This is a genomic window from Rhodoferax sp. (assembly GCF_013297935.1).
Taxonomy (GTDB): Bacteria; Pseudomonadota; Gammaproteobacteria; order Burkholderiales; family Burkholderiaceae_C; genus Allorhodoferax.
In genome coordinates this window covers 1-13,869 of the sequence record NZ_JAAFIX010000007.1, presented here as the reverse complement: position 1 = coordinate 13,869, position 13,869 = coordinate 1, and the positions used below count along the sequence as shown (strand labels likewise).

The 13,869-nt window shown below is 62.6% G+C and carries 12 protein-coding genes; 8 read left to right on the top strand and 4 right to left on the bottom strand.

Going from position 1 to position 13,869, the window contains the following annotated elements; genetic code table 11:
- Positions 1-5: 5 nt before the first annotated feature.
- The gene (locus QZW03_RS11240; RefSeq protein WP_296510097.1) at positions 6-1,511 is read left to right on the top strand and encodes a DUF1501 domain-containing protein; all 1,506 of its coding nucleotides are present in this window, start codon (positions 6-8) and stop codon (positions 1,509-1,511) included.
- A 65-nt stretch (positions 1,512-1,576) separates the two neighbouring features.
- Here QZW03_RS11240 and QZW03_RS11235 read toward each other — a convergent pair whose 3' ends face one another.
- Positions 1,577-1,951: a DUF779 domain-containing protein gene (locus QZW03_RS11235; RefSeq protein ID WP_296510096.1), complete on the bottom strand. Its 375-nt coding sequence runs from the start codon at positions 1,949-1,951 to the stop codon at positions 1,577-1,579.
- Between the two features lie 264 nt (positions 1,952-2,215).
- On the bottom strand, positions 2,216-3,739 hold the full coding sequence (locus QZW03_RS11230) for an aldehyde dehydrogenase family protein (RefSeq protein ID WP_296510095.1): 1,524 nt from the start codon (positions 3,737-3,739) through the stop codon (positions 2,216-2,218).
- Positions 3,740-4,043: 304 nt separating this feature from the next.
- On the opposite strand from QZW03_RS11230, the gene QZW03_RS11225 reads away from it, so the two are divergent.
- Positions 4,044-6,026, top strand: coding sequence for a sigma-54-dependent Fis family transcriptional regulator (locus QZW03_RS11225; RefSeq protein WP_296510094.1), 1,983 nt, complete (start codon positions 4,044-4,046; stop codon positions 6,024-6,026).
- 71 nt (positions 6,027-6,097) lie between these two features.
- Here the strand turns inward: QZW03_RS11225 and kduD are convergent, their stop codons facing one another.
- Positions 6,098-6,889, bottom strand: coding sequence for a 2-dehydro-3-deoxy-D-gluconate 5-dehydrogenase KduD (gene kduD, locus QZW03_RS11220; RefSeq protein WP_296510093.1), 792 nt, complete (start codon positions 6,887-6,889; stop codon positions 6,098-6,100).
- Positions 6,886-7,722: a 5-dehydro-4-deoxy-D-glucuronate isomerase gene (gene kduI / locus QZW03_RS11215; protein ID WP_296510092.1), complete on the bottom strand. Its 837-nt coding sequence runs from the start codon at positions 7,720-7,722 to the stop codon at positions 6,886-6,888. Before kduI ends, kduD begins: the two co-directional genes overlap by 4 nt.
- 267 nt (positions 7,723-7,989) lie before the next feature.
- Here kduI and QZW03_RS11210 point away from each other — a divergent pair, with 267 nt between their 5' ends.
- Genes QZW03_RS11210 through QZW03_RS11185 form a run of 6 tightly spaced genes read left to right on the top strand, consistent with a single transcriptional unit; the run spans position 7,990 to position 13,704 of the window.
- Positions 7,990-8,691, top strand: coding sequence for a FadR/GntR family transcriptional regulator (locus QZW03_RS11210; protein WP_296510091.1), 702 nt, complete (start codon positions 7,990-7,992; stop codon positions 8,689-8,691).
- Positions 8,688-9,290, top strand: a complete 603-nt coding sequence (locus QZW03_RS11205; RefSeq protein ID WP_296510090.1) for a TRAP transporter small permease — start codon at positions 8,688-8,690, stop codon at positions 9,288-9,290. The genes QZW03_RS11210 and QZW03_RS11205 overlap by 4 nt, the downstream gene beginning before the upstream one ends.
- Positions 9,287-10,690, top strand: coding sequence for a TRAP transporter large permease (locus tag QZW03_RS11200; protein WP_296510089.1), 1,404 nt, complete (start codon positions 9,287-9,289; stop codon positions 10,688-10,690). Before QZW03_RS11205 ends, QZW03_RS11200 begins: the two co-directional genes overlap by 4 nt.
- Before the next feature lie 44 nt (positions 10,691-10,734).
- Complete coding sequence (locus QZW03_RS11195; protein WP_296510088.1) at positions 10,735-11,694, top strand: tripartite tricarboxylate transporter substrate binding protein; 960 nt, start codon at positions 10,735-10,737, stop codon at positions 11,692-11,694.
- A 29-nt stretch (positions 11,695-11,723) separates the two neighbouring features.
- Complete coding sequence (locus QZW03_RS11190) at positions 11,724-12,713, top strand: sialic acid TRAP transporter substrate-binding protein SiaP (RefSeq protein WP_296510087.1); 990 nt, start codon at positions 11,724-11,726, stop codon at positions 12,711-12,713.
- A gap of 13 nt (positions 12,714-12,726) precedes the next feature.
- Positions 12,727-13,704 (top strand): sugar kinase, encoded by a 978-nt coding sequence (locus tag QZW03_RS11185; RefSeq protein WP_296510086.1) that lies wholly within the window; start codon positions 12,727-12,729, stop codon positions 13,702-13,704.
- The last annotated feature ends 165 nt before the right edge of the window (positions 13,705-13,869 follow it).

The following is a 13,869-nucleotide window of genomic DNA, read 5'->3' as shown; positions in this document are numbered from 1 at the left end:
ACCCCATGAATTCTCACGATCTGCACAACCCCCAACGTCGCGCTTTTTTGCGGCGCTCAGGCCAGCTGGCCTTGACCGGAACGGCTCTTCCTTTTGCCTTGAATCTGGCAGCCATGGGGGAAGCGGCTGCCTTCAACGCCCCGGGCAATGATTACAAGGCGCTGGTGTGCGTGTTTTTGTTCGGTGGCAACGACTATGCCAACACCCTGATCCCCTACGACGATGCCAACTACAACCTCTACAGCACCATCCGGGGCGGTGGCTCGGGGCAAACGGCCGGGGGTATTGCCCTGGCCAAATCTGCACTGACCCCCACCCTGCTGAGCCCTTCCGTGGCATTGACCGATAGCCAGGGGCAGACGACCCGCCAATTTGCACTGAACCCGGCGATGACAGGCTTGGCCGGGCTGTTCAACTCCGGCAAGATGGCGGTGCAACTCAATGTCGGCCCGCTGGTCAAGCCACTCACCCGCACCCAGTACAACAGCAGCGACCGGGTGACGAACCCGCGGCCTCCGCAGCTTTTTTCGCACAATGACCAGCAAAGTATCTGGCAGTCGTCCTCACCCGAAGGGTCGACCGTGGGCTGGGGCGGGAATCTGGGCGATCTGGCGCTGAGCAACAGCTTGAACAGCACCTCGGTGTTTACCGCAATCTCGGTATCGGGCAATGCGGTGTTTTTGTCGGGTGATACTGCGTTGCAGTACCAGGTCAGTAGCACGAATGGAGCAATCAAGATCAGACCGGCCACCAACTCCACGGTCTACGGCAGCGCGGCGGTGGCCACAGCCATTAACAACATGCTGCGTGAGAACCGGGCACACAAACTTGAGAACGAGTACAACGCCGTTACCAAGCGGGCGCTGGATGCCGAAGCTGCCGTCACCACGGCACTGGCCCTTGCAGAGCCCAGCACGGTGTTTCCCACCGACTCTCTGGGCCAGCAGCTGAAAATGGTGGCGCGCTTGATCAAAGGCCGCAGCCAGCTGGGCGCGCGGCGGCAGGTGTTCTTTGTTTCTATGGGCGGGTTTGACCTGCATGACAACCTGATCCGGGACCACGGGGGCTTGTTGGGCCGAGTCAGTGCCGCTATGACTGCGTTTTACAACGCTACCGACGAGATGGGGTTGGCGAACCAGGTAACGGCGTTTACCGCATCCGACTTCGGTCGCACACTCGCCTCCAACGGGGACGGCTCAGACCATGGCTGGGGCAGTCACCATTTTGTGGTGGGTGGTGCGGTGAACGGCAAACGCTTTTATGGCGAAGCCCCGCCCATCAACGTGACCGATGGCACCGGCTCACCCCGCGTGTACTCGGCTGCGGAGCAGTGGCATGTGGGGCAGGGCCGATTGCTGCCGCGCACTTCGGTAGATCAGTACGCCGCGACCTTGGCCAAATGGTTCGGGGTGACCGATGCCGAAATGCCGGGGGTGTTGGCCAACATCAATAACTTCGGCACACCAGCCGGCCGGGCCGACTACCCGTGGGACATGGAGTTTATGGCGTGACGCTATGAAATCAGGAGCTGATTGCGCAATGAAATAGGGGGCTAGAGCCCTATTTTGTGCCAATTTCAAGCGGCTGGTTTTGGGATTCCCAATTCCGCCAACTCGGCATCCGTGAACACGCGCGAGCGGGTGTGAAAGGCCTTGCCCTCGGGCCCTTCCAGTGAAAACGTGCCGCCGTGGCCTTCGATCACGTCGATGATGAGTTGGGTGTGTTTCCAGTACTCGTATTGCCCGATGCCGATGTAGAACGGGCTGCCGCCGATGTCACCCAAATACACGTCGCCCGCACCCATGGTGATTTCACCGGGCAGGTAGCAGTTAGCCGCGCTGTTGTCGCAGCAGCCCCCGCTTTGGTGGAACATGAGGTCGGGGCCGTGTTTGGTTTTGAGGAAGGCCACCAGTTCCAGTGCGGCGGGGGTGGCTACTACTTTGTCGACCATAGTTTTTGTCTCCTGTTTTTCGGATTATTGGCGCTCGCAGCGTCGGGGGCTGTGCGGGCGGCCGCCTCATACTGGGGTACCAGAAATCGGCGTCCGCCCGCACAGCCCCCGACGCTGGGTGGTGGGTGTACCACCATCTCACCGCAAAAAGCCAAGCGGCTACCCCAAGGGTGACCACCGATTTCTGGTACTCCAGTATGAGGTGGGCGCCCTTGGGGTAGCCGCTTGGCAACCCCTCCGGCAAGAAGGGGCTTTGCTTACACCTTAAAAGAAGCCCAACTTGCTTTCCGAGTAAGAAACCAGCAGGTTCTTGGTCTGCTGGTAGTGGTCCAGCATCATCTTGTGGGTTTCGCGGCCAATGCCCGATTCCTTGTAGCCGCCAAACGCAGCGTGCGCAGGGTAGGCGTGGTAGCAGTTGGTCCACACGCGGCCGGCCTTGATGGCGCGGCCCATGCGGTAGGCCACATTGCCATTGCGGCTCCACACACCGGCGCCCAGGCCGTACAGCGTGTCGTTAGCGATTTCCAGGGCTTCGGCTTCGTCCTTGAAAGTGGTCACGGCCAGCACGGGGCCGAAGATCTCTTCCTGGAAAATGCGCATCTTGTTGTGGCCCTTGAACAAGGTGGGCTGCACGTAGTAGCCGCCCTCGAGGTCGCCACCCAAGTGGGCCTGCTCACCGCCGGCCAGCACTTCAGCGCCTTCTTGCTTGCCCAGGTCCAGGTACGACAAGATTTTGGTCAGCTGCTCTTTGGAGGCTTGCGCGCCCATCATGCTGTCGGTGTCCAGCGGGTTCATGTGCTTGATAGCGGCCACGCGCTTCAAGACACGCTCCATGAACTTGTCGTAGATGCTTTCTTGAATCAGTGCGCGCGATGGGCAGGTGCACACCTCCCCCTGGTTGAAGGCAAACAGCACCAAGCCTTCAATGGCCTTGTCGAGAAACGCGTCGTCCTTGTCCATGATGTCGGCAAAGAAGACATTGGGGCTCTTGCCGCCCAGCTCCAGTGTCGCGGGAATCAGGTTGTTGGCAGCGGCTTGCGCAATCACGCGGCCGGTGGTGGTGGATCCGGTGAAGGCGATTTTGGCGATGCGCTTGCTGGTCGCCAAAGGCATGCCGGCTTCGCGGCCATAGCCGTTGACGATGTTGAGCACACCGGGGGGCAGCAAGTCGGCAATCAGCTCGGCCAAAATCAGGATAGAGATGGGGGTGCTTTCCGCGGGCTTGAGCACCACACAGTTGCCAGCGCCCAGCGCAGGTGCCAGCTTCCAGGCCGCCATCAGAATAGGGAAGTTCCACGGAATGATCTGACCCACCACGCCCAAGGGTTCCTGGATGTGGTACGCCACGGTGTTCTCATCAATGTTGGAAAGCGCGCCTTCTTGGGCGCGCACGCAACCGGCAAAGTAGCGAAAGTGGTCTACGGTGAGCGGGATGTCGGCGTTCAGCGTTTCGCGGATCGCTTTGCCGTTGTCCACGGTTTCGGCGTAGGCCAGCAGTTCCAGGTTTTGCTCGATGCGGTCGGCAATCTTCAGCAGGGTGTTGGCGCGGGTGGCCGCGTCGGTCTTGCCCCAGGCGTCTGCGGCGGCGTGGGCGGCGTCGAGCGCCAGCTCAATGTCTTCGGCAGTCGACCGGGCGGCCTGGGTGTAGACCTTGCCGCTGACCGGCGTGATGACGTCAAAGTACTGGCCCTTGACCGGGGCTACAAACTTGCCACCGATGAAGTTGTTGTACTGGGATTTGTAAGCGATCTTGGCGCCTGCGGCGCCGGGTGCTGCGTAAATAGCCATGGTGGTCGTCCTCTTGTGCTTGGTTTGATTTCCTGCGGATTGGCTTCCGGCAGGTGCACTCTTCTCTCAAGAGGCGTGCCACCCGCAGGCCGGTGCGGCGGATGTTGATTTCATTAGGTTTTTTCTAAGGTCGGGCAATGCATAAGGTGTCGGTGAGCCCGCACTGTCATGCTTTGCCACAGTGACAGGTGTCACAAAATGGAACACTCGGACAGTTCTGAGGGTCCGCGCCATTGCCGGCCGCGCGCTCAGCCCCCATACTGAAACCCAGAGCGGGGCGACATGACTCCGCGCAGGAGACAACGTGCGATCACCTTCCCCTTTGTTGGCCCTGCGGCAGGCCCGGCAGCAGCTATTGGAAACCGGGCAGTGCCCGAGCGGTATCGTCGATGAGCGGCTGGCGCGCTCGTGGCATCGCAGCATGGCGGCCGGTCTGGCGCCCACCGCCCGGGTGTCCCCCGAGCACGCCAGCACCCACCACTTGCGCCATGTGCTGGCCAGCAACCATGCGCTGCTCGCCCACTCCCGCCCGGTCATGGAATACGTGTTTGACCAGGTGCGCCAGAGCCAGAGCGTGGTGGTGCTGGCCGACTCTGCCGGCATGCTGATGCACACCTTGGGCGACCCGCATTTTGTGGACAAGGCTGAGCGCGTGGCGCTCACCAGTGGCGCCTCCTGGGCCGAGGCGCACCGGGGTACCAACGCCATCGGCACCGCAGTGGCCGAGCGTGGCGCGGTAGAGATTCATGGCTCCGAGCATTTCTTGGAGCGCAATGGCTTTTTGACCTGCGCGGCTTCGCCGATTTTGTCGGCCACCGGCGAGTTGTGCGGCATTCTGGATATTTCCGGCGACCACCGCAACGGCCATGCGCACACCTTGGGGCTGGTCAGCACCGCTGCCCGCATGATTGAAAACCGCCTGATGGTGGCCACCTGCAAACGCAACATTAGGCTGCACCTGCACGCCCACCCCGAGGGAATCGGCAGTGTGGCCGAAGGCATCATCGCGCTGTCAGACGACGGCTGGATTGTGGGGGCCAACCGCGTGGGGCTGGCCCTCTTGCGGCTGCACACCGGCGACATTGGCGCGACCTTGCTGGAGCGGGTGCTCGATGTCCGGCTGGACGACCTGCTCTCCCGCCACAAACGCCGCCCCCAGCAGGCCCAGCAGCTGCGCTTGCACAACGGCGCGGTGGTGTTTGCCCAAGTGCAAGTGGACCCGGCGGCCCTGCCCGCCACCCGCCACGCCGCTCCTGTGGCCACGGCTACCACCGCGCGCCCTGGCGTAGACGCCCTGGGCGCGCTGGACACCGGCGACGCCCGCTGGCGCAGCGCCGCGGACAAGGCGCGCCGCGTGGTGGCCAAGCCGATTCCCTTGCTGATTCAGGGGGAGTCCGGCGTGGGCAAAGAAATGTTCGCCCGCGCCCTGCACGCCACTGGCCCGCGCCGCGAGGGCCCGTTTGTGGCTATCAACTGCGGTGCCATTCCGGAGAGCCTGATCGAGTCTGAATTGTTTGGCTACGTGGCCGGCGCCTTCACCGGTGCGCGCAAAGAGGGCAGCGTGGGCCGCCTGCGCGAGGCCCATGGCGGCACCCTGTTCCTGGACGAAATCGGCGACATGCCCTTGGCTATGCAAACCCGTCTGCTGCGCGTGCTGCAAGAGCGCACCGTCACGCCGGTGGGCGCCGGCAAAGCGGTGCCGGTGGACTTTGCGCTGGTCTGCGCCACCCACTGCAAGCTGGCCGATGCGTCGGAAAAAGGCGCCTTCCGCCAGGATTTGTATTACCGCATCAACGGCCTGACCATCACCCTGCCAGCCCTGCGCGAGCGCAGCGACAGGGTGGCCCTGACCGAGCGCCTGCTGGCCGACCTGAGCCCGGAGCTGCCGGTGCAAGTTGCCCCCGAGCTCATGGCCCGCCTCAGCACCTACCCCTGGCCCGGCAACCTGCGGCAATACGCCAGCGTGCTGCGCACCGCCTGCGCCATGCTGCAAGAGGGCGAAGACACGCTCGACTGGGCCCACATGCCCGACGACTTGTTGGACGCTTTGCAAGCGATTGCACCAGCGGTCACGGCTAGTCTGTCTGGTCAGGCAGCCATCATGGGGACAGCACCTCCCGGGGCTCCGCCTGCAGCTGTGCAACTGCCCCAGAGCCTGCAGGCTTTGTCGCACGCCGCCATTCAGCAAACTCTGGAGGCCACGCGCGGTAACGTATCGCTGGCCGCCCGCCAGCTTGGTATCAGCCGGCAAACGCTGTACCGCAAGCTCAGCGTCGCTGGCTGTTAGGTTGCTATAAAAACAGTAGCTATTGGCGCATATTCCACGAGGGCTGGATGCGCTTTTTCGTCGAAAAAAAGCTATCGAGCGAGCCAGCCGCCGTCCACCGCCAGCGTGTGTCCGTTGACATAGACCGCCGCTGGTGACGCCAGAAACACCACTGCACCGGCCATATCTTCTGGCTGCCCCCAGCGTGCGGCGGGGATGCGCGCCAGGATGGCGGCATTGCGCTCTGGATCGGCTTGCAATGCGGCGGTGTTGTCGGTAGCCATGTAGCCGGGCGCGATGGCATTGACGCGGATGCCCAGCGGCGCCCACTCATTGCACAGCGCGCGCGTCAGGCCGGTGAGGGCGCTTTTTGCCGCGGCATAGGCCGGCACCCGAATGCCGCCCTGGAAGGACAGCATGGAGGCGATGTTGATGATGCTGCCGCCCGTGGCTTGGCGTTGCATGTGGCGGGCTGCGGCCTGCGCGATGTAGAAGGCCGCATCCAGGTTGATGTTCAACACTGCACGCCAGTCTTCGGCGGTGGTGTCCAGTGCGTCGGCGCGGCGGATGATGCCGGCATTGTTCACCAGCACATCGAGCCGGCCCTTCCATTCTGCGGCGCGGTCCATGCAGGCCGCTTGTTCTGCCGCGCTGGTGCGGCCCAGGTCGATGGGGAGGGACAGAAAGCGTCGACCCGTGGCTTGCACCAGGTCTGCGGTGGCGCTCTGGTCCGACGATGCCATGCCGACCACATCGGCGCCGGCCTGGGCCAGCGCCACGGCCATGGCCTGGCCCAGGCCCCGGCTGGCGCCGGTGACTACGGCGACCTGGCCGTCCAGGCGAAAGGGCGAGGCGGCAGCGGTTTGCAGGGGCTGGGCGCTCATGCCAGCTGCGCCACGCTGAGGTGGTCCATGTCGTCAAACACCTGGTTCTCACCCACCATGCCCCAGATAAACGTGTAGGACTGGGTGCCCACGCCACTGTGCAGCGACCAGCTGGGGCTCAGCACGGCCTGCTGGTTGCGCACTACCAGGTGGCGGGTCTCGGAGGGCTCGCCCATGAGGTGGAAGACGGCGGCGTCCGGCGCCATGTCGAAATAGAAGTACGCCTCCATGCGTCGCTCGTGCGTGTGGCAGGGCATGGTGTTCCACAGGCTTCCAGGGGCCAGCACCGTCATGCCCATGGTGAGCTGGCAGGTGGACAGTACCGAAGGCACGATGAACTTGTGGATGGTGCGCCGGTTGCTGGTGAGCGGGTCGCCCAGGGTAACGGGCGCGGCCTCGTCCAGCGTGATGCGGCGTGTGGGGTAGCTGGTGTGGGCTGGCGCGCAGTTGATGTAGAAGCGCGCCGGTTGGGCCGGGTCGACACTGTGGAAGACGACGTCCTTGGCCCCCGCGCCGATGTACAGGGCTTCGCGTTCGTTCACGTCAAAACGCACGCCGTTCACCATGACCCAACCTGCACCACCAATGTTGATGGTGCCCAGCTCGCGCCGCGCCAGAAAAAACGGCACGGCGAACTGGCGTGCCAGGTCGTCGCCCAGCGCCAGCGGCGTCTGGGTGGGCACAGCGCCGCCCAGGACCAGACGGTCAATGTGGCTGTAGGTGAAGTGCAGTTCGCCATCGACCAGCACCTGTTCGATGAGGAAGTGGAGGCGCAGGCCCGCAGTGTCCAGAGTGCGGGCGTGTTCGGGGTGGACGTTGTGGCGAATTTCCATGGGGATAGCGATAGGGCAGCTAGTGAAGAAGGTGCTATTCAACCATTGGTCAGTCCATTTGTAGTGGAGTTGTACGAACACCTTGACACTTAATTCTCTCGATAAACTATTTTGAGCTCTTATAAGTTATTGTTTTTATAGTGTTTTTTCGTGCATCACGAAAAAACATATCGCTTACCCTTAGGTGATTCCTCTAGGTTGTGTGATGTTGGTGCTGTCGGAGAGAATATTGGTCAGACCAATTTATTTCCCCAATATCTCCTTCTTATGTCTTTGCCTCACACCGATTCCCGCCGTCTGTACCGCCAGATTGCGGAGCAAATTTCCCGGATGATTTTGGGCGGTGAGTTTCCCGTGGGAAGCCGCCTGCCCTCCGAGCGCGATCTGGCAGAGCGCCTGAAGGTGAGTCGGCCCAGCGTGCGCGAAGCCCTGATTGCGCTGGAGGTAGAGGGCGTGGTGGATGTGCGGGTGGGCGCCGGTGTGACCGTGTTGGCGCGGCCCAGCGCGGCGTCGCTGGGTGAGCGCCAGATCGCGCCCGGGCCGTTTGACCTGATACGCGCTCGTTGGATCATCGAAAGTGAATGTGCGGCACTGGCCGCCAGCCATGCCACCGAACTGCACCTGGAGCGCATGCGCCAAGCTGTGCTGGACATGCGGCGCTACGAGTCGCATGGGCCGGAAGGCATTGCCGCTGACCAAGCGTTTCACCAGTGCATTGCCGAGGCCAGTGGCAACAGCGCCTTGCTGCTGGTAGTGCAGCAGCTGTGGGAGCAGCGCACGGGCCCGCTGTATATGCGGCTGGAGTCGCACTTCACCGGCCAAAGTATTTGGGCCCAGGCCTTTGCCGAGCACGAGTTGCTGCTCGACGCCGTGGTGTCGCGCGACCCTGACGCTGCCCGCAATGCCATGCGCCTGCACATGAAAAACGCCGAAATCCGATTTGCTTCAGCCTGGAGAGCCCACGAATGACTGCACGACTTCCCGATGTTGCGGGGCCCCGCCTCGACACTGCCACTCCACCGGATGCAAAACTTGCGGCGGTGTCCGCAGAGATGCATTTTCAAGTGGACGACGAACCGGTCGACTTCACTCGCTACCGGGCGGAAGACTGGTTGTCTGTGGCCCTGTTCTGGGTGCTGGGTGTGGTGGTGTTCTACCAATTTTTCACCCGCTACGTGCTCAACGACTCGGCCAGCTGGACCGAAGAGATTGCCCGCTACTTGTTGATTGGTGTGGTGTTTGTGGGGGCCGCCGTAGGGGTGCGGCGCAACAACCATATTCAGGTGGACTATGTGTACCGCCACCTGCCCGCCCGAGTGGCGCGGGCCATGGCCACGGTGGTGGATGTGGTGCGCGTTGCCTTTCTGGGGACGGCGTGTGTGCTCACGGTGCAGCTGATCGACCGCATTGGTGGCAGCCCCATGGCGGTCGTTGATTTGCCTATGGGCATTGTGTATGGCGCGGTCTTGCTCGGCTTTGGACTGATGACCTGGCGGGCGGTGGCCATTGCCATTCGTCATCAGCGTGCAGGTGTGTCGGTGTTGGAAAACCCGGAGGTGTCCCCATGAGCGCCGGTGCTTTCAAGCTCTTGTTTTTGGTGCTGATGGGGGCCGGCATTCCGGTCGCCATCGCCATGGCGGGTGCATCACTCATTTACGTGCTGGCCGAAGGCAATCCCCCGGCGTTTGTGGTGGTGCACCGCATGGTGTCGGGTATAGACAGCTTTCCTTTGCTGGCGGTGCCCTTCTTCATTCTGGCCGGCAACCTGATGAACGTGGGGGGCATTACCACCCGTATCTACAACTTTGCGTTGGCTCTGGTGGGCTGGGCCAAGGGCGGCTTGGGCCATGTGAACATTGTGGGATCGGTGGTCTTCGCCGGCATGAGCGGCACCGCTGTGGCCGACGCTGCGGGCCTGGGCACCATTGAAATCAAGGCCATGCGCGAGCATGGTTACGACGCCGAATTCGCGGTTGGCGTGACGGCGGCGTCTGCCACCCTGGGGCCCATCATTCCGCCTTCGTTGCCGTTTGTGATCTATGCCATGTTTGCCAACGTATCGGTCGGGTCCTTGTTCTTGGCGGGACTGCTGCCTGGCTTGGTGATGACCTTGCTGATGATGGCTACGGTGGCATGGTTTGCCCACCGCAAGGGTTGGGGTGGCGATATTCCGTGGGAGTGGACCAAGGTTCGCAAGGCGTTGGTCGAGTTGTTTCTGGTGTTGGCGTTTCCCTTGAGCATCTGGGCGCTCGTGAAATGGGGTGTTGGTTTACCGCTGGCTTTTGGGGGCATGTTGGCGGCCTTGTTGTGGGCTGACCGTCGGTTTGCTTTCAATGCGGTGCTGCCCATCATGACGCCGGTGCTGCTGATCGGCGGCATGACCTCGGGCCTTTTCACTGCCACGGAAGGCGCCATTGCGGCTTGCATCTGGGCCCTGTTCCTCGGCTTGGTGTGGTACCGCACGTTGACATGGCAGACCTTCGTGAAGGCGTCTATGGACACCGTGGAGACGACGTCGACCGTGCTGTTCATCGTGGCCGCGGCCTCCATCTTCGGCTGGATGCTTACCGCCACACGGACCACCGAGGTCATTGCGCAGTGGATTCTGACCTTTGCGACCGAGCCCTGGCACTTCTTGCTATTGGCCAATGCGTTGATGCTGTTCGTAGGCTGTTTTCTGGAGCCTACGGCGGCTATCACCATTCTGGTTCCCATCCTGCTGCCCATCGTCCACCACTTCGGCATCGACCCGGTGCACTTTGGTCTGGTGATGGTGCTCAACCTCATGATCGGCCTGCTCCACCCACCCATGGGCATGGTGCTCTTTGTGCTGGCGCGAGTCGCCAAGCTGTCGGTCGAGCGCACGACCATGGCCATCCTGCCCTGGATGGTGCCGCTGCTGCTGGCCCTGGGGCTGGTGACTTTTATTCCTGCCATTTCTCTGTGGCTGCCGCGCGCCTTGGGTTGATGGCGCATTCCCTGTGATCTTTGTTTCAAACTTGGAGACTGTTCATGCATAGACGTGCTTTTGTGACCGCCCTGGCGGGTGCATCCCTGCCCTGGAGTACTGCCGCCTTGGCGGCCAGCAATTACCCGGACCGTCCGGTGGAGTTGGTAGTGCCGTTTCAGGCCGGCGGCGGCACCGATGCCCTGGCACGCGCCTTTGCCGATGCTGCCCGTAAGCATTTTTCGCAACCGCTGGTGGTGGTGAACAAGCCCGGTGCGAGTGGCGCCATAGGTTGGAATGATGTGATCAATGGCAAGCCGGAAGGGTACAAACTGGCCGTGATGACGGTGGAGATTACTACCTTGCCACACCTCGGTCTGACCAAGTTCACCCACGAAGACTTTGTACCCATTGCCCGCTTGAATGCGGACCCGGCTGCCATCACCGTGCGTGCTGATGCCCCTTGGAACACTGTGGAAGAGTTTCTGGCGGCGGCCCGCAAGGCACCCAACCCCTTGTCCATGGGCAACGCGGGGAATGGCTCCATCTGGCACCTGGCCGCAGCTTCGCTGGAAGACCGCACCGGCATCACCTTCAATCACATTCCCTTCCCCGGCGCCAACCCTGCGGTACTGGCCTTGATGGGCGGGCACCTGGATGCGGTGGCCGTGAGTCCGGCCGAGGTGAGCGTGTTTGTGCAGAGCGGCAAGCTCAAGACCCTGGCCATCATGGCGGACCAACGGGTGGCCGGGTTCGAAAAAGTGCCCACGCTCAAGGAGCGCGGCGTGGATTTGAGCATTGGCACTTGGCGCGGGTTGGGAGTGGCCAAGGGCACACCGCCTGAGGCCGTAGAGGCACTCAAGGTGATGGCACAGAAAACCATGGGGGAGCCCGCCATGAAGGAGGCCATGGGCAAGCTCAACCTGGGCTACGCCTGGGGCGATGACGCCACCCTCAAGGCCACCTTGCGCCGCGACCACGAAGCGTTCAAGTCCCTGATCCATAAGCTCGGCCTCAAGGCCTGATTCCAACCCAACACCAACGAGGAGACACCATGCAAAAACGCACACTACTCAGCAATCTGGCCCTAGCCGCACTCTGCGCGGTCACCGGCTTGTCCGCCAGCTTGGCGCAAGCCCAAACCAAGCTTAAGTGGGCCCACGTCTACGAGGCCACCGAGTCGTACCACAAGCAGGCCCTCTGGGCCGCCGACGAGGTGAAGAAGCGCACCGCCGGCCGCGTGCTGATCGATGTGTTCCCGAGCTCGCAGCTGGGCAAGGAAACAGAAATCAACCAGGGCCTGACCATGGGCACGGTGGACATTATTTACACCGGTATGGCGTTTGCAGGGCGCACCCTGCCGGCGCTGTCGCTGTCCTCGGCGCCGTTTGTGTTCCGCGACCACGCACACTGGGAAGCGTTCCGAGCCAGCCCTTTGTGGCGCGAGCTCAGCAACCAATATGAGGCCAAGTCGGGCGGCAACCAGATCGTGGGCTACACCTATTACGGTCTGCGCCACATGACGTCGAACAAGCCCATCACCAAGCCCGAGGACATGAAGGGCCTGAAGCTGCGGGTGCCGGATGCGCCCATCTTCATGATGTTCCCCAAGGCCGTGGGTGCCAACCCCACGCCGATCGCATTTGCCGAGGTGTACCTCGCGCTGCAGAACGGCACCGTGGACGCGCAGGAAAATCCCCTGCCCACCATCGACGCCAAGAAGTTCTACGAGGTGCAAAAGTACATCACGCTGACCGGCCACATCACCGAATCCTTGGTCACCATCGTGTCCAACTCGGCCTGGCAGCGCCTGAATGCAGAAGACCGCAAGACGGTGGAAGCCGTGCTGTGGGATGCCTCCACCCGCGCCAGTGCCGACATCCAGGACGCGGAAAACAAGCTGGTGGATGAGTTTGTCAAACGCGGCAAGACCGTCAACAAGGTGGACCGTGCGCCCTTTGCGGCTGCGGTACGTGGCCCCATGACGGCGGCCGATACGCCTTGGAGCCGCGAGCTGTTCGAGAAGGTGCAGGCACTCAAGTGAGCGGAGGGTTGGCGTGACTCCTTCCTTGTCAGGCTCCGCAGTGTCTACGCTGCCCATTGTCTGTTTCGGTGAGTGCATGGTGGAGTTGCGGCCGCAGGCGGAGGGCCTGTGGCGCCAGGCCTTCGCCGGAGACACTTGCAATACGGCGGTGTACCTCGCGCGCTTGCTCGCAGAACAGGGCCCCGCAGTCTGTTGGGCCATGGGAACGGGCGATGACCCGTTCGCCGCCAGCATGCGTGAGTTCTGGGTCGGGGAAGGGTTGGGCCTGTCGCTGCTGCGCAGTGTGTCGGGTGGTCGCACGGGGCTGTATGCCATCCATGTGGACGGGCAAGGAGAGCGCCATTTCAGCTACTGGCGCGACACCAGTGCCGCCCGCACCTACTTTGACGCTGCCCCCGATGGCAGCACTCCTCTGGAGCAGCACAGCACCCAGCTGCAGGGGCTGCACTTCAGCGCCATCAGCCTGGCCATCCTGCCGCCCGCAGGCCGTGCGCGTTTGATGGCATGTGCGCAGGCTATTCGGCGGAACGGGGGGTGGGTGTCGTTTGATACCAATTACCGACCCGCGCTGTGGGAGGACGCTGCCGTGGCGCGGCATGCGATTTGCGCTGCCATGGTCGCGTCAGACCGTGTGCTGGTGTCCATGGACGAGTGGCTTGCGTTGACCGGTGCGCAAAGTGAAGCGCTGGCGCTGGACGCCCTGCGTGCACTTCAGTGCCCTGAGTTGGTCATCAAACGGGGGGGGCAACACAGCTGGGTGAGTCTGCTGGGTGCGCCGGTGCAGGTGGCCGAGGTCGCGCCTATTGGGCAGCCAGTAGACACTACGGCAGCGGGCGATGCCTTTGCCGCGGGCTACCTGGCAGCCCGCCTGCGTGGACGCACGCCACTGGCTGCGGCCCAGGTGGGGAATGCCTTGGCCGCCGCGGTGGTGATGCACCCGGGCGCCATCATCCCTTCTGCGGCGATGCCCGCTCTCGGATTGGACAAGTAATTGCTCCTGTTTTTGTAGCTTATTGCGCAATAAAAACGAGGGGCGGACTCAAATCAAAGTGCAACACAAGGGTAGTTTATTGGATGACATCAGGGGAGTGCTCAAGCTTGGCCAGCCACTGGCCATACACCTCCAATGGAGTCAACCAGCCCAGCGTCTTGCGCG

Excerpts from the sequence above, each read along its gene's own strand:
- QZW03_RS11190 (WP_296510087.1), top strand. The coding sequence starts at position 11,724 with ATGCAAAAACGCACACTACTCAGCAATCTGGCCCTAGCCGCACTCTGC.
- kduD (WP_296510093.1), bottom strand. The coding sequence starts at position 6,889 with ATGAGCGCCCAGCCCCTGCAAACCGCTGCCGCCTCGCCCTTTCGCCTG.
- QZW03_RS11195 (WP_296510088.1), top strand. The coding sequence starts at position 10,735 with ATGCATAGACGTGCTTTTGTGACCGCCCTGGCGGGTGCATCCCTGCCC.
- QZW03_RS11210 (WP_296510091.1), top strand. The coding sequence starts at position 7,990 with ATGTCTTTGCCTCACACCGATTCCCGCCGTCTGTACCGCCAGATTGCG.
- QZW03_RS11205 (WP_296510090.1), top strand. The coding sequence starts at position 8,688 with ATGACTGCACGACTTCCCGATGTTGCGGGGCCCCGCCTCGACACTGCC.
- QZW03_RS11240 (WP_296510097.1), top strand. The coding sequence starts at position 6 with ATGAATTCTCACGATCTGCACAACCCCCAACGTCGCGCTTTTTTGCGG.
- QZW03_RS11230 (WP_296510095.1), bottom strand. The coding sequence starts at position 3,739 with ATGGCTATTTACGCAGCACCCGGCGCCGCAGGCGCCAAGATCGCTTAC.
- QZW03_RS11200 (WP_296510089.1), top strand. The coding sequence starts at position 9,287 with ATGAGCGCCGGTGCTTTCAAGCTCTTGTTTTTGGTGCTGATGGGGGCC.
- kduI (WP_296510092.1), bottom strand. The coding sequence starts at position 7,722 with ATGGAAATTCGCCACAACGTCCACCCCGAACACGCCCGCACTCTGGAC.
- QZW03_RS11235 (WP_296510096.1), bottom strand. The coding sequence starts at position 1,951 with ATGGTCGACAAAGTAGTAGCCACCCCCGCCGCACTGGAACTGGTGGCC.